Below are 18,621 nucleotides of genomic sequence, written 5' to 3'. Positions count from 1 at the left end.
CGACAGACGACACGAGCAATAGTGTCATGCTTTGGAATTCCAGCGTCGAAAGAGCCATATCTTTTTAACCAATCAAGCTTTAGATGCCCAAAGTCTTCAATATCCTCCCATCCTTGTGCACCAGAGAGTACGGCACTAATTGCTAGCAGAAGAATATCGATAAGTTCATGCTTTTTGCAGCGCTCAATGCGAGGATCTGTAATAGAATTAAAGTGTTTCAAAAAAGTAGCGCTCATATTAAGTTACCAAAGGGGGATTATGCCTTGATCTGATCGCTACTTGTTCTATAAGTTCAATTTATAATGATCTTGCCGTGAACGGTTATACTCTTGGTTTATAATGCTGCTGACTCCAGAATACGGGTTCAATTTCTTAAAGGTTTTTGTTTTATTTTGATTTTTTAGAGTTAAATCTTCTTGCACTTCAGCATTTATATTTTTATCTATAACTAGCTTGTTTGTCTTCTGTTTAATAACTTTTTCAAGTTTTAACTCATTACTTTTAGTAATTTTTTTTATATTTTTTGCTTGTGTTTTCACCTCTAATTTCTCATCCTTTTTTAGTAATCGTTTTTGCTCTACATAAGATACAATATAGGTTTTTAATGCTTGTTCTTTTAATTCAACCACTTTTGTTCTTGAGTTATTTTTTAGTAATAAAAATAGCAGTATTGCGTGTAATACCAAGGAAATAGCAAGCGCACCTCCCCAACGTCTTATTTCCATAATTAAGTTATATTTTTTATATTGAAATTATATAGATAGCTAAGATTATGGAAAGTTCACTTTAGTTGTCTTATGTTTGAAACGACATTAAAAAATAGGGAAATGACAATAGCATTTCCCCAAACTCTGATTTTCATAAATTTATTTTAAAACAAAAAATCAAAACTACCCCGTAATAATTGTTCTTAAACCATACTCTAAGGTTTTTCCGGTAGTCGTTTTCATACTGAGCGTTGTTACTTCAACTGATTCATTCTCTACTAACCCACTTGCAATTTTACGAATCTTTTCTTCGTCTAACCGAGGAGAGTATGTATTAATGATAATAAATCCCCCCTTCTCTTTTAATTCTAATGCTGACGATAATAACTCAGGGAATTTATTTTCAATTTTCCAGCGTGCCTTTTTTGCACTAATACCAAACGCAGGCGGATCCATCACAATCCCCTTATATTTCTTATCACGTTTAATTTCACGTTGTGCAAATTTAAGCGCATCTTCATGAATCCAATGAATATCGGATAAGCCTGACGATTGCATGTTCTCATTGCCCCAAGTAATTACTTGTTTTACTGAATCACAATGAAAGACTTCGGCACCTTGAGCGCGTGCAGCTATTGATGCTGCACCTGTATATGCAAATAAATTTAGAAAACGATCGTCTTTATTTAAGTGCTCCGTAATAAAATCCCAATTAACTCTTTGCTCCGGAAATACCCCTACATGCTTGAATTTGGTCAGTTCAATATTTAGTGTTAATTGCTTAAATTGAATCGCCCATTTAGTTGGCGTGTCCGCTTTAAGTGCTGACCAACTACCTGAACTTTTTGAGCTTTCTACAAATTCAAAGTGAGCCTTATTTTGCCACTCTTTGTCACTTAATATTGATTTAAAATAGGCATTCATATCAGGGCGAATAGTGATAATATCGCCCCAGCGTTCTAACTTTTTTTGATTTCCAGCATCAATAAGTTCGTAATCTGTCCAAGGTTTGGTAAAAGTTCGTTTCATAGGGCAACTGCAGAATAGATTAATAAATAATGAGGCCGACAATTATACAAAAAATACGATTTTTTGCATTACATTAATAGTAGCGGAGCTTGCTTTAACCGTTATCCCCCTCCAGCCGAGCTTAAAAACAATAAAATACGCCGAAGAGTTCACTCTAGTCTAAAATCTAGCTGAGTAAATACTAATAAACTTGCCTTAGCAAAAATAGAAACAAACTAATACCTAGTATTTAATTTTTAAGCACATAGGTTATTTATTTTGGCCATAAAAAAACCCACTCCTAAGAGTGGGTTTTTAGTCTAAAACTTAGATTAGTAAGTACTAATTAAGCTTCAGAAACAACAGCAACTAAAGTCCAAGACTTAGTTTTAGAGATAGGTGCACATTCGCGAATCGTCACGATGTTACCTTCTTTACATGTGTTGCTTTCATCATGTGCATGTAGCTTAGTTGTACGTTTGATGAATTTACCATAGATTGGGTGCTTCACCTGACGCTCAATAGCAACAACAATAGACTTGTCCATTTTGTTACTAACTACACGGCCTTGAAGAGTACGGATATTTTCGCTCATTATGCGTTTGCCTTCTGGTTGATAACCGTTTTAACACGCGCAATATCGCGACGTACTTTTCTTAGCAAATGTGTTTGTGCTAACTGACCAGTACTTGCTTGCATGCGCATATTGAATTGCTCACGAAGTAGTTCTAGAAGCTCAGTATTTAGCTCTTCTACATTTTTGTCTTTAAGTTCGTTAGCGCTCATTACATCACCGTCCGAGTTACAAATGTTGTCTTGAATGGTAGTTTACAAGCAGCAAGTTCGAAAGCTTCACGTGCAAGCTCTTCAGGAACTCCTTCCATCTCGTAAAGTACGCGGCCTGGTTGGATTTCACAAACCCAATATTCCACACTACCTTTACCTTTACCCATTCGAACTTCAAGCGGCTTATTTGTGATAGGCTTATCAGGGAACACACGGATCCAGATTTTACCTTGACGCTTAACGTGACGAGTCATAGCTCGACGAGCGGCTTCAATTTGACGTGCAGTCATACGACCACGGCCAACTGCTTTCAAACCGAAAGTACCGAAGCTTACTTTGTTACCGTTTTGCGCAAGACCGCGGTTGCGACCTTTATGCACTTTACGGAATTTTGTACGTTTTGGCTGTAACATTATTCGCTTCCTCTACTTAGCACTTTTACGTGGCTTTTTCGGGCCGCGTTTAGATGGCTTTTCAACTTCAGTTTTAAGTGGAAGACCACCAATAACTTCGCCTTTAAAGATCCAAACTTTAACACCGATGATACCGTAAGTAGTATTAGCTTCTGCTGTTGCATAGTCGATGTCAGCACGTAAAGTGTGTAGTGGAACACGGCCTTCACGGTACCATTCAGCACGTGCGATTTCTGCACCACCTAAACGACCACCAACTTGTACTTTGATACCCTTGGCACCAATACGCATTGCATTTTGTACTGCGCGCTTCATAGCACGACGGAACATAACACGACGCTCAAGTTGAGATGCAATGCTATCAGCAACTAATTTTGCTTCAAGCTCTGGCTTACGAACTTCAGAGATATTAATCTGAGCAGGTACACCAGCAATCTTTGTTACTGCTTTACGGAGCTTTTCTACGTCTTCGCCTTTCTTACCGATTACAACACCAGGACGAGCCGTGTGAATTGTAACGCGGATAGATTTAGCTGGACGTTCGATTACGATTTTAGCAAGTGACGCGCTTTTTAGTGCCTTTGTAAGGTACTCACGTACTTGATGATCGCCGAAAAGCATATCTGGAAAATCTTTAGAATTCGCGAACCAAGTAGAAACCCAAGGTTTCGATATACCTAGGCGAATACCAGTAGGATGAACTTTTTGTCCCATTACTATTACTCCTAGTTATCTGAAACCACAACAGTGATGTGGCTTGAACGCTTAAGGATGCGGTCTGCGCGTCCTTTAGCACGTGGCATGATACGCTTCATTGTAGGACCATCGTCCACAAAGATCGTAGCTACACGTAGCTCATCAATGTCGGCACCTTCGTTATGCTCTGCGTTAGCAATAGCAGACTCAAGTACTTTTTTAACTAATACAGCAGCTGATTTGTTGCTGTACGCTAGGATTTCTAGAGCTTGATCTACCGCTAAACCACGGATTTGATCTGCTACTAGACGAGCTTTTTGCGCTGAACCAGAGGCAAATTTATGTTTAGCTAATGCTTGCATTTTTTAACCCCTTATCTCTTTTTCGCTTTCTTATCAGCAGCATGACCGCGATAAGTACGAGTTGGCGCAAATTCACCCAGTTTGTGACCGATCATTTCGTCTGTAACGAATACAGGTACGTGCTGGCGACCATTATGGACAGCAATGGTCAATCCGATCATGTTAGGTATGATCATTGAACGACGGCTCCAAGTTTTAATTGGCTTCTTATCACCGCTTTCCAAAGCTTTCTCTACCTTCTTCAGCAAGTGTAGGTCAATAAAAGGACCCTTCTTGAGAGAGCGTGGCATGGCTATTCCTCAATATTACTTAGTACGACGACGTACTATAAATTTATCCGTACGCTTGTTCTTACGCGTTTTAGCACCTTTAGTAGGCTTACCCCATGGAGACACAGGATGACGACCACCAGATGTACGACCTTCACCACCACCGTGTGGGTGATCAACTGGATTCATGGCAACACCACGAACAGTTGGGCGAACGCCACGCCAGCGACTAGCACCAGCTTTACCTAAAGAACGAAGCATATGTTCAGCATTACCTACTTCACCTAATGTCGCACGACAATCAGATTCAACTTTACGAACTTCGCCTGAACGAAGACGTAATGTTACATACTGACCATCACGAGCTAGGATTTGTACGTAAGAACCAGCAGAACGTGCAATTTGTGCACCTTTACCTGGTTTTAACTCAACACAATGTACTGTAGAACCTACAGGCATGTTACGCATTGGTAATGTGTTACCAGCTTTGATCGGTGCATCAACACCAGACTGGATAGCATCACCGGCAGAAACGCCTTTAGGTGCAATGATGTATGAACGCTCACCGTCTGCATATAATACAAGTGCGATGTTTGCGCTACGGTTTGGATCGTATTCTAAACGCTCAACTTTAGCTGGAATGCCATCTTTGTTACGTTTAAAATCAACTACACGGTAATGATGCTTGTGACCACCACCAATGTGACGAACCGTAATACGACCATTGTTATTACGACCACCTGATTTAGATTTTTTCTCTAAAAGTGGTGCGTATGGTTTACCCTTATGTAGCTCAGAGTTAACCACTTTAACTAGGTGACGACGACCCGGAGAAGTTGGTTTACACTTCTGAAGTGCCATAATTCTAACTCCTAAATTACTCGGCGCCGCCGACAAAGTCTAGTTCACTACCTTCTTTAAGAGTAACGTAGGCTTTTTTCCAGTCAGAACGACGACCGAAACGAGCTCCTGTACGCTTTGTTTTACCCTTAACAAGTAATGTACGAACACCCGTTACTTCTACTTCAAAAAGCTTTTCTACAGCTGCTTTAACTTCAGCTTTAGTTGCATCATTAACTACTTTAAAAACAACTGCGTTGTTTGTTTCAGCATTAATTGTACTTTTTTCAGAGATGTGCGGGCCTAAAATAACCTTTAATAAACGCTCTTCACGGATCATGCTAATGACTCCTCAAGTTGCTTAACAGCAGCTGCTGTAATAAGAACCTTATCGAATGCGATTAGACTTACTGGATCAATACCAGCTACGTCACGTACGTCAACCTTATAAAGGTTACGAGAAGATAAGAATAAATTCTCATCAACTTCTTCAGTAACGATAAGTACGTCTTTCAGCTCAAGCTCTTTAAGCTTAGCTACAAGGTGCTTAGTCTTTGGCGCTTCGATGCCAAAGTTTTCAACAACAATTAAACGCTCTTGACGAACTAATTCGCTAAGAATACTACGGATTGCGCCGCGGTACATTTTACGGTTAACTTTTTGGCTGTGATCTTGCGGCTTAGCTGCAAACGTCACACCACCCGAGCGCCAAATTGGGCTACGGATTGTACCAGCACGTGCACGGCCAGTACCTTTTTGATTCCACGGCTTTTTACCACCGCCACTTACTTCAGAACGAGTCTTCTGAGCTTTAGTACCTTGACGAGCACCAGCTGCAAATGCAACTACTACTTGGTGTACTAATGCTTCGTTAAACTCACGTCCAAAAGTAGCATCGGATACTTCAAGAGCGCCTTTAGCGTCTTTCAATACTAATTCCATTACTAAATCTCCAGGACTTATGCTTTAACAGCAGGTTTAACGATAACATCGCCACCGATAGCGCCAGGCACTGCGCCTTTAACTAACAGTAAGTTACGCTCAACGTCAACACGTACAAGTTCAAGGTTTTGAGTCGTTACACGCTCATTACCCATGTGGCCAGACATTTTTTTGCCTTTAAAAACCTTGCCCGGAGACTGATTTTGACCGATTGAACCATGTGCACGGTGAGCAAGAGAGTTACCGTGAGTTGCGTCTTGCATTGCAAAGTTCCAGCGTTTAATTACGCCAGCATTGCCTTTACCTTTAGAATTACCAGTAACGTCAACTTTGTTTACGTCATTGAATAACTCTACAGTGATTTCTTGAGCAAGCGCGAACTCACCCTCATCACCGTTAAGGCGAAATTCCCACAGACCAAGACCAGCTTCTACGCCAGCTTTAGCAAAGTGACCTGCTTCAGCTTTATTTACGCGACTTGCTTTCTTAGTGCCTGCAGTTACTTGAAGCGCACTATAACCATCAACTTCTTCAGAACGAATCTGAGTGATGCGGTTAGGTGTTGCTTCGATAACCGTTACTGGGATTGATGCACCATCTTCAGTGAAGATACGTGTCATGCCCACTTTACGACCGACTAGACCTAATGCCATTTTCCTAAAACCTCTCTAATCTTCCGATTAACCCAGGCTGATTTGAACATCAACACCAGCTGCAAGATCAAGACGCATTAATGCATCAACAGTCTTATCAGTTGGTTCTACGATGTCTATCAGACGTTTATGGGTGCGGATTTCGTACTGGTCACGCGCGTCTTTATTAACGTGCGGTGAAGTTAGTACTGTAAAACGCTCAAAGCGTGTTGGTAGTGGAATAGGACCACGAACCTGTGCGCCAGTGCGCTTCGCTGTTTCCACGATTTCCAAAGTTGATTGATCAATCAATCTATGGTCAAAAGCTTTCAGGCGAATACGAATGCGTTGACTTGACATTCTTAAACCTCAAATATTAAAAAGAGCATTTAAAAAGAACACAATAATACGCACTGATACACCTAGTAAACTAGTGTCAGTTGCGTTTATGTTCTTACCGATGAACTCCAAATCGGAGTTCTTGTTTAGCACGACTTGATATCCAAATCAGTGCCTATTACTTCCAGTAAAACTAATCAAATTAGCAATAATAATTCTGAAAGTTTGCGTATTATAGTGAGATTGATGATAAATGCAACAGTTTTATTAAACTAATTATTCTAACTGCTGCATAAATTGAGTAATAATAATCTACTTTAAATTAAGCTAAATGTTCTCTTGATAAGTATTCTAAAGATTGCATTTCTTGTAAGCGGCTAATACAACGTTTAAATTCAAAATCTAACATGCCTGTTTCATATAGATATATTAATTCAGCTTCAGCAGAAATAATCAAAGTCACATTACGCTCATAAAACTCATCCACCAAAGCGATAAAACGTCTAGCAGCATCATCATTTTGTCTACCCATCATTTTTACATTAGATAATAGTACCGTGTGATAGATACGACTAATTTCCATATAATCGACTTGGCTACGGGCGGTTTCACATAATTCAGTGAAATCAAACATTACAATACTATCGGCTTCCATTCGAGTATTAAGCATGCGACCTTCAATTTCGATTTTTTTCTCTTTGTGCCCAAGCTCTGGTGACAGCTTCGTAAAATACTCATATAAGTTTTTATCTGCCTGCTCATCTAAGGGGCTGTGAAATATCTCAGCTTGCTCAAGGGTGCGTAATCTATAATCAATACCAGAATCTACATTTACCACTATGGTATTTTCATTTACTAATTTAATTGCAGGTACAAAGCGCTCCCTTTGCAAACCATACTTATATAAGTCATCTGGAATAATATTTGAAGTGGCTACAAGAATAATATCTCGTTTAAATAGTTCCTGCATAAGTCCACCTAATAGCATGGCATCAGTGATATCAGAAACAAAAAACTCATCAAAACAAATTATATCTGTTTGCGCCTTAAAACTATCAGCGACCTTTTCAAGAGGGTTAGAAACATCATTTAGTTTTTTTAATTCATCATGTACGCGATGCATAAATCGATGAAAGTGAATTCGCATTTTTCGCTCACCAGGTAAAGCATCATAAAAGGTATCAACTAAGTAAGTTTTACCACGACCTACACCACCCCAAAAATACAAACCTTTTATATTATTTTTTACCGGTTTAGTCTTAAATATACGTGATAACAAGCCAGCCTTAACTTCTGGAACATTTTGCAAATCATCATATAAACGCTGTAAGTTTTTTACTGCATTTTCTTGTGCTGCATCGTAATGAAAATCGTCACTTTGAAGGTCTAATTGATATTTTTGCCAAGGAGTCATATAACTTTACATTAATAAAAAACAGAAATTATGTGTTTTTATATTAACACGATGCTCAAGTAAGCGTATATTTATAGTTAGTATATTATTTTTCATTTAGTTCAATTACAGGGGTATTTTTATGTCAACAATCACTTGGCTTTCTTTTTTGTTAATCACCGCTATTGCAAGTTTTTTTGTAGGTACTGTTTTCACTAAACGTCAATATGAAAATGATGAATTAGAAAAAGAAGTTGAAAAAGCAAAATCAGATCTGGAGCAATATAAACAAGATGTTGCTGATCACTTAGCAAGTACTGATAAACTAGTTTCTAAGATGAAAGATAACTACGAACAATTAGCTAATCACGTACAACAAACCAATAAGTTACTTTTGGTTGATAATACAAAAGAAGCAATGCCTTTCTTTTCTAAAGAAACAACCGAGCAACTTCAAGCATCATTAGATCAGCTTGAAGAACCCAAAGCACATACTAATATTACTGATGCACAGCCTATGGATTATGCACAAGAAAATTCAGGTATTTTTTCTGGCACAAAAAAAGAAGAGATTATCAAGGAACCGACTGTTTAAATATTTACTTACATTTAAGAAAAAACAAAATACATTTTCTGATGAACTTTTTTTTTACCCCATAGTCTTTATAAGTAAGTTCAAGGATATTAAGTAAATAACTTAATATCCTTGATAAATAAACACAGGAGTACATTTAGACTATGAAAACAAAATTAACTTTATTAAGTGCTATTATTCTTTCTTCAAGCCTTTTAGTAAATCCAAGTATTAGCCAAGCGAAACTCCCGATAGCAGTAAATGGACAACAACTTCCCACTTTAGCCCCAATGCTAGAAAAAATTACCCCAGGTGTTGTCAGCATTAGAGTTTCAGGTGCTAAAGAAGTACGCCGTAAAATAGATCCTAGAGAATTCTTTTTTGGAAACCCTCGTCAACAAAGAAGTCAAAAACAACCTTTTAATGGATTAGGTTCAGGTGTCATAATAGATGCTGATGAAGGTTTTGTAGTAACTAACAATCATGTTATTCAAGATGCTGAAAAAATAATTATTAGTCTGCAAGATGGTCGAGAATATGAAGCAGAGTTAGTCGGTACGGATAAAGAATCTGATGTTGCTTTACTTAGAATCGATGCCAAAGAGTTAATTGCTGTTAAAATAGCTAATTCCGATAAACTGCGCGTTGGTGATTTTACCGTAGCAATTGGAAATCCTTTTGGCTTAAGCCATACAGTAACCTCTGGTATTGTCAGCGCTATGGGTCGTAGTGGCTTAAACATTGAGGGTTATGAAGATTTCATTCAAACAGATGCAGCTATAAACCAAGGTAATTCAGGTGGAGCGTTAGTTAATCTACGTGGTGAACTAATTGGTATTAATACTGCTATCTTAGGAGCTTCTGGGGGAAATGTTGGAATTGGTTTTGCGATCCCTTCCAATATGATGAAAAATTTAGTTGATCAAATTATTGAACACGGTGAGGTTAAACGTGGCACTTTAGGTATTTCAGGACGTACATTAAATGCAGGTATTGCAAAAGCACAACAATTAGATGTGAAACAAGGCGCGATTGTTATGAGCGTTAGCGAAGATTCAGCTGCCTCGGATGCTGGGATTGAGACAGGTGATGTGATCGTAGCCGTAAATAGCAATAGCATTCAAGGTTTCCAAGAGTTGCGTAGTAAAATATCAACTTTGGGTGAAGGTAAAAAAGTAAAATTACAGCTTATTCGAAACGGTAAAAAGAAAACTGTAAATGTTACATTACGAGGTGCACAGCTTGCCAAAGTGGAAGCAGATAAACTCCACCCTATGCTTAGAGGTGCCGCACTTGAAGTAGGCACAACGAGAGACGATATGAAAGGCATTATTATATCAGAACTCGAAGAGCGCTCTCCAGCTCAGCGTGTCGGTTTTGAAGAAGGCGATGTTATAGTTCAAGTTAACCGTAAACGCGTTTCTAGCTTAAGAGACCTAACTAATTCATTAAAAGACATCAATGGTAATATTGTATTAGGTGTTAAGCGTGGACGAGATTCAATTTTCTTATTGATTCAATAAGGAGCCGCTTACAGCAAAAAAAGAAACAATGTTTAATCTTGTTTCTTTTTTTTGTGCCATTTATCATCATTTATGCCATCATGTAGACATTAATCATTATTAGTTAACTCTCCTGTGCTAAAACCTTTAAAATTTTTACTTTCCCCTATCTTGATTGGATTAGGCATCGCTTTTTTAGTTTTGCTTATTAAACCATCCCTTCGACCTGATTTTTGGCCTCTTGGATTCCCATCAAATGATCAACCTGAAGCATTAACACAGGCTCACTTAACTTTTGCAACGGGTGTTCAAAAATCAGCTCCTTCTGTTGTAACCATTTATTCAGAAAGTTTTAATAACCAAACGAGTTATCCCCAAAGATCAACGCAAGAGTTAGGTTCTGGTGTGATCATGTCTAAAAATGGCTATATTTTAACTAACTATCATGTCATTAATAATGCCGACCAAGTCATTATAATTCTTGCCGATGGCCGCCAGTTTAATAATGCACAATTAGTCGGTTTTGATACCGTAACTGATTTAGCTTTATTAAAAATTGACGCTTTGCAACTACCTACTGTACCAACCGATGATAGCTTTACACCTCAAGTAGGAGATGTTGTTTTAGCCATAGGTAACCCTCTTAATTTAGGCCAAACAATTACTCAAGGTATAATTAGTGCTACCGGAAAACAAAATATAGTCCAAAGCTCCCATACTAACTTATTACAGATGGATGCAGCTATTAACGTAGGTAACTCTGGCGGTGCGTTAGTAAATTCTAATGGTATTTTAGTGGGGATTAATTCAGCCCAATTTACATCAAAACGAAATATTGAGATTCAGGGAATATTTTTTGCTGTACCATATTCAATAGCCAAAGATGTAATGGATAAACTCATAAAGTATGGACGTGTTGTAAGAGGCTATTTAGGCTTCAGTGCAAACCCCGTAGATAAATCAGGCATTGCCATTAGAGATCAATTAACACCCGTAGCAGGAATGCAAATTTATAACCTGGATCCTTTAGGGCCGGCATGGCAAGCAGGGCTACAAGATAGGGATATCATCTTTAAAATTGATGGTGAAATAGTCACCGATATGCAGCAAAACTTAGAGAAAATAGCGAATACTTTGCCAGGGACAAAAATAGACTTTGAATTAATGCGGGATGGTAAAAAGAAAACAATACCAGTAACTGTAATGGAGTTAGAACCTATATAAATAAAATAACTTTAGCGAGTAAAGTCTTTACTCGCTAAAGTTATTTTTATGCTTTACGTCGCTTAATATTTGCACCTAAAGCGCTGAGTTTATCTTCTATCTTTTGATATCCGCGATCAACATGATAAATACGATCAACAAGTGTTTCACCTTTGGCAATAATACCCGTTAAGATCAAACTCGCAGAGGCACGTAAATCTGTAGCCATAACTTGAGCGCCAGATAAGCTAGTCGTCTCACCACAAATAGCGGTATTACCTTCTAACCGAATATTAGCACCCATACGTTGTAATTCTGGTACATGCATAAAGCGGTTTTCAAATATTGTTTCTGTAATTGTTGCACTACCTTTAGCGACAACATTAAGCGCTGTAAATTGAGCTTGCATATCAGTTGGAAAACCAGGGTGTGGCATCGTTTTTATATTTACAGCCTTCAACTCTCGATTTCTCATATCAAGATAAATACTGTCATTTGTTACTTCAATAAAAGCATTTGCTGCTCGTAATTTTTCAATAACAGGATCTAAGCTTTGATCTGTATTTTTACATAAAACTTCACCACCACTCATTGCAGCCGCGACTAAAAAAGTTCCAGTTTCAATACGATCAGGTAATATTTTATGCTCACACCCTTTTAATTCTTCAATACCTTCAATTTCAATACTATCTGTTCCGGCACCTTTAATCTTAGCGCCCATACCTATTAAATATGTTGCTAAATCGATTATTTCTGGCTCTCGTGCTGCATTTTCAAGTATGGTTATACCATCAGCCAATGCAGCAGCCATCATTAAATTTTCTGTAGCCCCTACACTTACCATATCCATAAAGATATGAGCACCTTTTAAGCGACCAGCTACTTTTGCATTGATATAGCCATTTTCAACTTCAATATCAGCGCCCATTTTAATTAAGCCGTTAATATGTAAATCAACTGGACGCGCACCTATTGCACACCCTCCGGGCAAAGAAACTTGTGCTTCGCCAAAGCGTGCAAGAAGAGGCCCTAAAGCAAGCACTGAAGCGCGCATTTTTTTTACAAGCTCATATGGTGCAACAATTTTATCTACAGTCGCTCCATCAATTAATAACGTATCGCCTTGCCATTTTATAGTTGCACCAAGCTGACTTAATAAAGCTTCTGTTGTTTCTATATCTCTTAATTTAGGGACATTAAAAAATGTACTTGTACTGTTAGCTAATAATGAGGCAAATAAGATAGGTAATGCGGCATTTTTTGCACCTGAAATAGTAACTTCGCCAGCTAAAGTACTACCACCTTGAATAACAAATTGTTCCATAATATTCTCCTTATTGTGGGAGAATAAATTTGCGCTCTCTTTCCCATTCAACAGGGGTGAAAGCACGAATAGACACAGCATGAATCGTACCATCTGCAATTGAGTCTTTTAATGGAGCGTAAACCAGTTGCTGTTTTTTAACACGACTAACTTCTTCAAAACACTCACCTACTGCAATCACTTCAAAATGGTTACCATTTGCTTTCACATGCACTTCTGTAAGTGATAAATTTTCTTTTAATATTGCTTCGACTTGATTCGGTTCCATTAGCTCTTTACTCAAATAGATGACTGACCTGCCCTAACTGCATTAGTTTTTGCAATTGTACAGGTATATTGTTTAACTCAAGGCGAATGCCTTGCTGCCTTAATTCCGATAATATGTGAATTAACCAAGCTAAGCCAGCAGTGTCAACTCTTAATACTCCTGAAAGGTTAAAATTAATACAATCATCACCTTTAGATGCTATTTTTTTGATATTTGAGTAAGCGATAACCGTATCGCGACTTAATTCACCAGATAAATTAAAATTATTTTTGGATTCATGTATTAAATTAAGCTTAGACATTGAGTTTAACCTTTAGCTTGAATTGGCAGTTTACTTTTTTTATCCAGAAGAGTAATTACATACTCAAGCCCTTCTTTTCGTAAAATACCATGCAATTCACTTTGCTTGGCATCAAGTAAACTAATACCTTCAGCTACCATATCATAAGCACGCCATTGTCCTTTTTTGTTTTTCTTCATTTTGAAGCCAATATGAATATCAGGTTTTCCATTTTCAACGATACGCGTCCCGACCATAACTATTTTTTTATCTTCAACTTTTTGAGCAGGATCAAATTCAACTATTTGATCTGTATATTGCGTGAAAACACCCGCATAAGTTGTTACCAAATAACTTTTAAAAACCTCAATGAAACGTTTAACTTTAGCTATCTCAGCCTTTTTTTCATCTTTATCTTTGATGCTTCTAATTTTTTGAATATAACTACCTAAAACTTTATAAGCCGCATATTTGTAATCGATATAAGGTAAAAGTTCATCTTCAACCACTTTTTTTAAATGATTGGGGTTTTTAGTGATTGCTGTTTGATCTTTTGCCAAACGCTCAAAAGTATTTCCAGCGACTTGCTTGATTGCTTTATATGGATTGTCTAATGAAACTTGTGCAGATGCAAAACCTGAACTTAACATCACAACGCTTAATATTAGTAAAACTATAACTTTTTTTAGCATGGTTATTCGCCACCCTGATTAAATAAAAATTGACCTATTAATTCTTCAAGTACTAATGCAGACTTAGTATCGGTAATAAAATCACCATCTGCGAGTAACTTTAACTCTTCTTGCCCAAATAAATCGTTTAGTTCATCATCATCTGTACCAGCATTATTTACTAAAACACCAGGGTTTAATCCTAAGTATTGTTCACCTAAAATACCCGAAGTTAATATATTGACCGCCGTAGTCTCAGAAAAATGACTGTAATCAGTAGATATTTCCATATCAACAACAGGCAAATAATCATTTTTGTCCAGTGCAATTTTGGCAACTCTACCGACAACAACACCACCAACCTTTATCGGTGAGCGTATTTTTAAAGAACCTATATTTTCAAATTTAGCTTTTAGAATATAGGTTTCACCATTTGCACCAATTCCCGCATTGGCAACATTTAGCGCTAACATAATAAGTGCTAAAATACCTAATGAAACAAAAAACCCCACTAATATTTCTATTTTTCGTGAAACCATTATCTTTACCTTGTAAACCTTAATACCTATAAAATTATTAACTGCTAAACATAACTGCAGTTAAAACAAAATCAAACCCTAAAACAGCTAATGAAGATTGTACTACCGTTTTAGTTGTGGCTTCACTGATCCCTTCAGATGTAGGAATACAGTCATAACCTCGATAAAGTGCGATCCAAGTGATCACAAAAGCAAATACTAGCGTTTTAACAATCCCATTAAGGATATCTTTTTCAAACGAGACCTGTGCTTGCATTATTGACCAAAAACTTCCTGTATCAACACCCAGCCAATCAACCCCAACTAAGTGAGCGCCTAAAATACCTACGGCAGAAAAAATTAAAGCCAATAATGGCATGCTGATCATGCCAGCCCAAAATCGAGGAGCTATAATTCTTTTTAATGGATCCACAGCCATCATTTCTAAACTACTAAGTTGTTCTGTTGCCTTCATTAAGCCTATTTCTGCAGTCAATGCACTTCCTGCCCTACCAGCAAAAAGTAAACCAGTCACAACAGGACCTAATTCTCGCAATAAACTTAGGGCTACCAATGGGCCTAAACTGCCTTCAGCGCCATACCCTTGCAAAACAGTATAACCTTGTAGGGCTAAAACCATGCCTATAAACAAACCCGATACTACAATAATAATAAGCGATAAAAATCCAACTGAGTACAATTGCTTAATTAAAAGAGGCGTGCCTTTTTTAATATTTGGTACATTAAATAATGCCCCAATAAGTAATGCCGTTGCTCTTCCAATTGAAGAGAAACGCGCTAGTGTTGCCTTCCCTAGCTTTTGCCAAAAACCAATCATTGAAACTCTCCAGCACTTTGGTTTGTAAATAAATCCTCAATATAATTTTTAGCTTCGAAATGAAATGGCACTGGACCATCCGATAAGCCTTGTAAAAATTGTTGCACTAATGGTGATGAGTGTTCCAGCATCTCTTGTGGGGTACCCTCACCTATAACACCTTTATCGGCCAAAATAATGACATGGTCAGCAATAGTCATAACTTCAGTTACATCATGAGTAACAATTAATGAGCTAATATTTAGAGCATTATTTAAAGACTTAATGAGTTTAACCAGTACCCCCATAGAAATAGGGTCTTGTCCTGCAAAGGGCTCATCATACATAATAAGTTCAGGGTCTAAAGCAATAGACCGCGCCAAAGCCGCACGTCTTGCCATACCACCAGATAATTCGGATGGCATTAAATTTTTAGCGCCCCGTAAACCTACTAGCTCTAATTTAAGTAAAACGATGATACGTATTAGGTCTTCATTTAACTGTGTATGCTCCCTAATAGGAAAAGCAACATTGTCAAATACCGACATATCAGTAAACAACGCACCACTTTGAAATAACATACTCATTTTTTTGCGAGCTTGATATAAAGCTTTACGCGACATTTGAGGTATACTGTTCTTTTCAAATAAAATATCACCAGTATCAGGTTTAAGCTGTCCCCCGATTAATCTCAGCATAGTTGTTTTGCCTATGCCGCTTGGCCCCATAATAGCTGTAATTTTTCCTGCTGGCACATTAAAAGACATGTTTTGATAGATAACACGATCGCCCCTAGTAAAGGTCACATCTTTTATTTCAACTATGTTTTGCGACAAGTCGCTCTCCAATATGTTTTTTGCTAGCCGCTATTTTAATCTTTTTTTGTCATTATGGGATAAATTTAAAGTAAAATTTTGTAAGAAAAAGCAACTAAGCTAGAACAATTCATTATTAACGCTTTAATTACACCTTAAATTCAGAATTCAAAAAGGGTGGATTGTTGTTATACATTCCCCCTAAATCTTGCTAGAATTTAAGGTTAACATCCTAAAAATATTGGCTTAAAATTAACTCATTATGTTAACTTCTATAATCATTTTACTTATCGCTTTCACAGCCTTAGTTTGGAGCGCAGATAGATTTGTTTACGGTGCAGCAGCGCTGGCAAAAAACCTTGGCGTTCCAACTTTAATAGTTGGTTTAACGATTGTTGCGATGGGCTCTTCAGCACCAGAAATGATGGTTTCTGCATCAGCGGCACTTGCAGATAAAACGAATACCGCAGTTGGTAATGCAATAGGATCAAATATAACCAATATTTTATTAGTATTAGGTATCACTGCATTATTCAAACCTCTCAGCGTATCTTCTTCAACCTTAAAACGCGAAATGCCCTTATTATTGTTAATTTCAGTAGGAGCTTGGTATGTCGTGTCAGATAACTACTTTTCAGCAATCGAAGGCTACGCCTTAATGATAGGTTTCATTACCTTTATATTAGGCTTAATAATTATTACTAAAAGAAACGCAAAAGAACAAACGACCACTGAAGCAGATCCATTTGTCACTGAAGCCTGTAGTGATGTGCCAAGCAATGTAAGCAATAGAAGTGCCATTTTCTGGTTAATAACCGGTCTCATACTATTACCATTAAGCTCTCACTTTTTAATTGAATCAGCGGTTGATATTGCCAAGTTTTTTGGTATGAGTGATTTAGTAATTGGACTAACAATAATTGCAATAGGCACAAGTCTACCTGAACTAGCGGCCTGTGTTGCTGGGGTGTTAAAAGGCGAAGATGATTTGGCATTAGGTAATATTATCGGCTCTAACATTTTTAATTTATTAGCCGTATTATCACTTGCTGGAATGATAAACCCAGCAGAAATTGATCCTGCTGCAGCCTCTAGGGATATGCTAGTAATGCTTGGCGCTACGATTATTTTGGTTACAATGTGCTTGAACTTGAAAGGAACACGCCGCATTAATAGAATTGAAGGTGCTACTTTGTTGTGCGGATTTTTAGCTTATCAATACTATATATTCTCTCAAGTAGCATAAATAATTAAATATTGTTCTAAATAGAATTAGAGGAGCTAGGTGTCATTGCAAAATTTTATCACTCACGCAAAACAAGTTTTAACAATTGAGAAACAAGCAATTAGTCAATTAGAGCAATATATAGATCACAATTTTGAAAATGCTTGCCAGCTAATGTTTAATTGCCAAGGGCGCATTATCGTTATAGGCATGGGAAAGTCTGGTCATATTGGCAATAAAATAGCTGCAACATTAGCCAGTACAGGCACTCCCGCTTTTTTTGTTCACCCAGGTGAGGCGAGCCATGGTGACTTAGGCATGGTCACAGCACAAGATGTTGTGATATTAATCTCTAATTCTGGTGAAACCAGTGAAGTGATTAATATTATTCCAGTACTAAAACGTATAGGTGCCAAAATGGTGAGTATGACGGGTAATACTAAGTCATCCTTAGCAAAACTTTCAGATGTACATGTTTGCATTAAAGTAGAACAAGAAGCATGCCCATTAGGGCTTGCTCCTACGGCTAGTACTACAGCCACATTAGTAATGGGTGATGCATTTGCAGTTGCCTTACTCGAAGCAAGAGGGTTTACAGCTAATGATTTTGCTTTATCTCATCCAGGTGGTAGCTTAGGTAAGCGCTTAATACTTACTTTAAAAGATATTATGCATACTGGGACTCAAGTTCCTATCGTCAAGTGCGATGATATTATTAAAGATGCCTTACTAGAAATGTCTGAGAAAGGCCTTGGTATGACAGCCATTGTTAATGCTCAAAACCAGCTTCAAGGAATTTTCACCGATGGCGATTTAAGGCGTATTTTGGAACAAAGAGTAGATATTCATAATACTAAAATCAGTAAAGTTATGACCATGGAGTGTACAACGGTTAATTCAAATATGTTAGCTGCTCAGGCTTTAAATATTATGGAAAATAAACGCATTAATGGCTTATTAGTCGTTAATGAGTCAAATCAGCCAATTGGAGCATTAAACATGCAAGATTTATTAAAAGCAGGTGTACTTTAATGTCC

General features: G+C 37.6%; 27 protein-coding genes. 5 read left to right on the top strand and 22 right to left on the bottom strand.

All coding sequences use genetic code 11. The features are described from left to right. The 15 genes from BM088_RS20645 to zapE all read right to left on the bottom strand — a co-directional run. The coding region (locus BM088_RS20645) for a transposase family protein (protein WP_143085126.1) at nt 1–236 on the bottom strand (236 nt) is incomplete at its 3' end. A 48-nt stretch (nt 237–284) separates the two neighbouring features. Beyond that, nucleotides 285–629 (bottom strand): hypothetical protein, encoded by a 345-nt coding sequence (locus BM088_RS20640; RefSeq protein WP_143085125.1) that lies wholly within the window; start codon nt 627–629, stop codon nt 285–287. A gap of 261 nt (nt 630–890) precedes the next feature. Continuing rightward, nucleotides 891–1,736: a class I SAM-dependent methyltransferase gene (locus tag BM088_RS20635; protein ID WP_091989223.1), complete on the bottom strand. Its 846-nt coding sequence runs from the start codon at nt 1,734–1,736 to the stop codon at nt 891–893. 325 nt (nt 1,737–2,061) lie between these two features. Further along, the gene (rpsQ, locus tag BM088_RS20630) at nt 2,062–2,310 is read right to left on the bottom strand and encodes a 30S ribosomal protein S17 (protein ID WP_091989220.1); all 249 of its coding nucleotides are present in this window, start codon (nt 2,308–2,310) and stop codon (nt 2,062–2,064) included. Then, nucleotides 2,310–2,501, bottom strand: coding sequence for a 50S ribosomal protein L29 (rpmC, locus tag BM088_RS20625; protein ID WP_042146781.1), 192 nt, complete (start codon nt 2,499–2,501; stop codon nt 2,310–2,312). The genes rpsQ and rpmC overlap by 1 nt, the downstream gene beginning before the upstream one ends. Then, nucleotides 2,501–2,914 carry a 50S ribosomal protein L16 gene (rplP, locus tag BM088_RS20620; RefSeq protein WP_042146783.1) on the bottom strand — a complete coding sequence of 138 codons (414 nt, stop codon included), beginning with the start codon at nt 2,912–2,914 and terminating at the stop codon, nt 2,501–2,503. The genes rpmC and rplP overlap by 1 nt, the downstream gene beginning before the upstream one ends. A gap of 12 nt (nt 2,915–2,926) precedes the next feature. Continuing rightward, the gene (gene rpsC / locus BM088_RS20615) at nt 2,927–3,628 is read right to left on the bottom strand and encodes a 30S ribosomal protein S3 (protein WP_091989217.1); all 702 of its coding nucleotides are present in this window, start codon (nt 3,626–3,628) and stop codon (nt 2,927–2,929) included. Between the two features lie 11 nt (nt 3,629–3,639). Next, nucleotides 3,640–3,972, bottom strand: a complete 333-nt coding sequence (rplV, locus tag BM088_RS20610) for a 50S ribosomal protein L22 (RefSeq protein ID WP_042146786.1) — start codon at nt 3,970–3,972, stop codon at nt 3,640–3,642. Between the two features lie 11 nt (nt 3,973–3,983). Beyond that, nucleotides 3,984–4,262: a 30S ribosomal protein S19 gene (gene rpsS / locus BM088_RS20605; protein WP_010367084.1), complete on the bottom strand. Its 279-nt coding sequence runs from the start codon at nt 4,260–4,262 to the stop codon at nt 3,984–3,986. A 15-nt stretch (nt 4,263–4,277) separates the two neighbouring features. Further along, nucleotides 4,278–5,102, bottom strand: coding sequence for a 50S ribosomal protein L2 (rplB, locus tag BM088_RS20600; protein ID WP_091989215.1), 825 nt, complete (start codon nt 5,100–5,102; stop codon nt 4,278–4,280). 16 nt (nt 5,103–5,118) lie between these two features. Next, nucleotides 5,119–5,421 carry a 50S ribosomal protein L23 gene (gene rplW, locus BM088_RS20595; protein WP_091989212.1) on the bottom strand — a complete coding sequence of 101 codons (303 nt, stop codon included), beginning with the start codon at nt 5,419–5,421 and terminating at the stop codon, nt 5,119–5,121. Next, nucleotides 5,418–6,023 carry a 50S ribosomal protein L4 gene (gene rplD, locus BM088_RS20590; RefSeq protein ID WP_091989209.1) on the bottom strand — a complete coding sequence of 202 codons (606 nt, stop codon included), beginning with the start codon at nt 6,021–6,023 and terminating at the stop codon, nt 5,418–5,420. Before rplD ends, rplW begins: the two co-directional genes overlap by 4 nt. 17 nt (nt 6,024–6,040) lie before the next feature. Beyond that, nucleotides 6,041–6,676 (bottom strand): 50S ribosomal protein L3, encoded by a 636-nt coding sequence (gene rplC / locus BM088_RS20585; RefSeq protein ID WP_091989207.1) that lies wholly within the window; start codon nt 6,674–6,676, stop codon nt 6,041–6,043. Between the two features lie 27 nt (nt 6,677–6,703). Next, complete coding sequence (gene rpsJ, locus BM088_RS20580) at nt 6,704–7,015, bottom strand: 30S ribosomal protein S10 (protein WP_042146798.1); 312 nt, start codon at nt 7,013–7,015, stop codon at nt 6,704–6,706. Between the two features lie 301 nt (nt 7,016–7,316). Continuing rightward, nucleotides 7,317–8,408 carry a cell division protein ZapE gene (gene zapE / locus BM088_RS20575; protein ID WP_091989204.1) on the bottom strand — a complete coding sequence of 364 codons (1,092 nt, stop codon included), beginning with the start codon at nt 8,406–8,408 and terminating at the stop codon, nt 7,317–7,319. A gap of 121 nt (nt 8,409–8,529) precedes the next feature. Here zapE and BM088_RS20570 point away from each other — a divergent pair, with 121 nt between their 5' ends. The 3 genes from BM088_RS20570 to BM088_RS20560 all read left to right on the top strand — a co-directional run bounded on the left by BM088_RS20570 (nt 8,530) and on the right by BM088_RS20560 (nt 11,687). Continuing rightward, nucleotides 8,530–8,982: a Z-ring associated ZapG family protein gene (locus tag BM088_RS20570; protein WP_091989201.1), complete on the top strand. Its 453-nt coding sequence runs from the start codon at nt 8,530–8,532 to the stop codon at nt 8,980–8,982. 143 nt (nt 8,983–9,125) lie between these two features. After that, nucleotides 9,126–10,484, top strand: coding sequence for a Do family serine endopeptidase (locus tag BM088_RS20565; protein ID WP_091989198.1), 1,359 nt, complete (start codon nt 9,126–9,128; stop codon nt 10,482–10,484). Nucleotides 10,485–10,598: 114 nt separating this feature from the next. Beyond that, entirely contained in the window at nt 10,599–11,687 is a 1,089-nt protein-coding gene (locus tag BM088_RS20560; RefSeq protein ID WP_091989195.1) for a trypsin-like peptidase domain-containing protein, read from the top strand. 46 nt (nt 11,688–11,733) lie between these two features. On the opposite strand, the gene murA is transcribed toward BM088_RS20560, so the two are convergent. From murA to BM088_RS20525, 7 genes are read right to left on the bottom strand one after another with little or no spacing between them, the layout of a single operon-like run. After that, on the bottom strand, nt 11,734–12,990 hold the full coding sequence (gene murA / locus BM088_RS20555) for a UDP-N-acetylglucosamine 1-carboxyvinyltransferase (RefSeq protein ID WP_091989192.1): 1,257 nt from the start codon (nt 12,988–12,990) through the stop codon (nt 11,734–11,736). Nucleotides 12,991–13,000: 10 nt separating this feature from the next. Then, complete coding sequence (locus BM088_RS20550) at nt 13,001–13,258, bottom strand: BolA family protein (RefSeq protein ID WP_091989189.1); 258 nt, start codon at nt 13,256–13,258, stop codon at nt 13,001–13,003. Nucleotides 13,259–13,265: 7 nt separating this feature from the next. After that, entirely contained in the window at nt 13,266–13,559 is a 294-nt protein-coding gene (locus tag BM088_RS20545) for an STAS domain-containing protein (RefSeq protein WP_091989186.1), read from the bottom strand. Nucleotides 13,560–13,564: 5 nt separating this feature from the next. Beyond that, nucleotides 13,565–14,230, bottom strand: coding sequence for an MlaC/ttg2D family ABC transporter substrate-binding protein (locus tag BM088_RS20540; RefSeq protein ID WP_091989183.1), 666 nt, complete (start codon nt 14,228–14,230; stop codon nt 13,565–13,567). A gap of 2 nt (nt 14,231–14,232) precedes the next feature. Next, nucleotides 14,233–14,748, bottom strand: a complete 516-nt coding sequence (mlaD, locus tag BM088_RS20535) for an outer membrane lipid asymmetry maintenance protein MlaD (protein WP_091989180.1) — start codon at nt 14,746–14,748, stop codon at nt 14,233–14,235. Nucleotides 14,749–14,785: 37 nt separating this feature from the next. Further along, nucleotides 14,786–15,565 (bottom strand): lipid asymmetry maintenance ABC transporter permease subunit MlaE, encoded by a 780-nt coding sequence (gene mlaE, locus BM088_RS20530; RefSeq protein WP_091989177.1) that lies wholly within the window; start codon nt 15,563–15,565, stop codon nt 14,786–14,788. Then, nucleotides 15,562–16,380 carry an ATP-binding cassette domain-containing protein gene (locus tag BM088_RS20525; protein ID WP_177208118.1) on the bottom strand — a complete coding sequence of 273 codons (819 nt, stop codon included), beginning with the start codon at nt 16,378–16,380 and terminating at the stop codon, nt 15,562–15,564. The genes mlaE and BM088_RS20525 overlap by 4 nt, the downstream gene beginning before the upstream one ends. Before the next feature lie 241 nt (nt 16,381–16,621). Here BM088_RS20525 and BM088_RS20520 point away from each other — a divergent pair, with 241 nt between their 5' ends. Continuing rightward, nucleotides 16,622–17,605 (top strand): calcium/sodium antiporter, encoded by a 984-nt coding sequence (locus BM088_RS20520; RefSeq protein WP_091989171.1) that lies wholly within the window; start codon nt 16,622–16,624, stop codon nt 17,603–17,605. Between the two features lie 39 nt (nt 17,606–17,644). Next, nucleotides 17,645–18,616, top strand: coding sequence for a KpsF/GutQ family sugar-phosphate isomerase (locus BM088_RS20515; RefSeq protein WP_218156543.1), 972 nt, complete (start codon nt 17,645–17,647; stop codon nt 18,614–18,616). The last annotated feature ends 5 nt before the right edge of the window (nt 18,617–18,621 follow it).

Source organism: Pseudoalteromonas denitrificans DSM 6059 (genome assembly GCF_900112265.1).
Classification (GTDB): Bacteria; Pseudomonadota; Gammaproteobacteria; order Enterobacterales; family Alteromonadaceae; genus Pseudoalteromonas; species Pseudoalteromonas denitrificans.
The sequence above is the reverse complement of the archived record's forward strand: the minus strand, read 5'-3'. Positions and strand labels throughout refer to the sequence as shown.

What these genes read in the sequence shown, in the direction of transcription:
- BM088_RS20635 (WP_091989223.1), bottom strand. Translation starts at nt 1,736, where the DNA reads ATGAAACGAACTTTTACCAAACCTTGGACAGATTACGAACTTATTGAT.
- rpsQ (WP_091989220.1), bottom strand. Translation starts at nt 2,310, where the DNA reads ATGAGCGAAAATATCCGTACTCTTCAAGGCCGTGTAGTTAGTAACAAA.
- rpmC (WP_042146781.1), bottom strand. Translation starts at nt 2,501, where the DNA reads ATGAGCGCTAACGAACTTAAAGACAAAAATGTAGAAGAGCTAAATACT.
- rplP (WP_042146783.1), bottom strand. Translation starts at nt 2,914, where the DNA reads ATGTTACAGCCAAAACGTACAAAATTCCGTAAAGTGCATAAAGGTCGC.
- rpsC (WP_091989217.1), bottom strand. Translation starts at nt 3,628, where the DNA reads ATGGGACAAAAAGTTCATCCTACTGGTATTCGCCTAGGTATATCGAAA.
- rplV (WP_042146786.1), bottom strand. Translation starts at nt 3,972, where the DNA reads ATGCAAGCATTAGCTAAACATAAATTTGCCTCTGGTTCAGCGCAAAAA.
- rpsS (WP_010367084.1), bottom strand. Translation starts at nt 4,262, where the DNA reads ATGCCACGCTCTCTCAAGAAGGGTCCTTTTATTGACCTACACTTGCTG.
- rplB (WP_091989215.1), bottom strand. Translation starts at nt 5,102, where the DNA reads ATGGCACTTCAGAAGTGTAAACCAACTTCTCCGGGTCGTCGTCACCTA.
- rplW (WP_091989212.1), bottom strand. Translation starts at nt 5,421, where the DNA reads ATGATCCGTGAAGAGCGTTTATTAAAGGTTATTTTAGGCCCGCACATC.
- rplD (WP_091989209.1), bottom strand. Translation starts at nt 6,023, where the DNA reads ATGGAATTAGTATTGAAAGACGCTAAAGGCGCTCTTGAAGTATCCGAT.
- rplC (WP_091989207.1), bottom strand. Translation starts at nt 6,676, where the DNA reads ATGGCATTAGGTCTAGTCGGTCGTAAAGTGGGCATGACACGTATCTTC.
- rpsJ (WP_042146798.1), bottom strand. Translation starts at nt 7,015, where the DNA reads ATGTCAAGTCAACGCATTCGTATTCGCCTGAAAGCTTTTGACCATAGA.
- zapE (WP_091989204.1), bottom strand. Translation starts at nt 8,408, where the DNA reads ATGACTCCTTGGCAAAAATATCAATTAGACCTTCAAAGTGACGATTTT.
- BM088_RS20570 (WP_091989201.1), top strand. Translation starts at nt 8,530, where the DNA reads ATGTCAACAATCACTTGGCTTTCTTTTTTGTTAATCACCGCTATTGCA.
- BM088_RS20565 (WP_091989198.1), top strand. Translation starts at nt 9,126, where the DNA reads ATGAAAACAAAATTAACTTTATTAAGTGCTATTATTCTTTCTTCAAGC.
- murA (WP_091989192.1), bottom strand. Translation starts at nt 12,990, where the DNA reads ATGGAACAATTTGTTATTCAAGGTGGTAGTACTTTAGCTGGCGAAGTT.
- BM088_RS20550 (WP_091989189.1), bottom strand. Translation starts at nt 13,258, where the DNA reads ATGGAACCGAATCAAGTCGAAGCAATATTAAAAGAAAATTTATCACTT.
- BM088_RS20545 (WP_091989186.1), bottom strand. Translation starts at nt 13,559, where the DNA reads ATGTCTAAGCTTAATTTAATACATGAATCCAAAAATAATTTTAATTTA.
- BM088_RS20540 (WP_091989183.1), bottom strand. Translation starts at nt 14,230, where the DNA reads ATGCTAAAAAAAGTTATAGTTTTACTAATATTAAGCGTTGTGATGTTA.
- mlaD (WP_091989180.1), bottom strand. Translation starts at nt 14,748, where the DNA reads ATGGTTTCACGAAAAATAGAAATATTAGTGGGGTTTTTTGTTTCATTA.
- mlaE (WP_091989177.1), bottom strand. Translation starts at nt 15,565, where the DNA reads ATGATTGGTTTTTGGCAAAAGCTAGGGAAGGCAACACTAGCGCGTTTC.
- BM088_RS20520 (WP_091989171.1), top strand. Translation starts at nt 16,622, where the DNA reads ATGTTAACTTCTATAATCATTTTACTTATCGCTTTCACAGCCTTAGTT.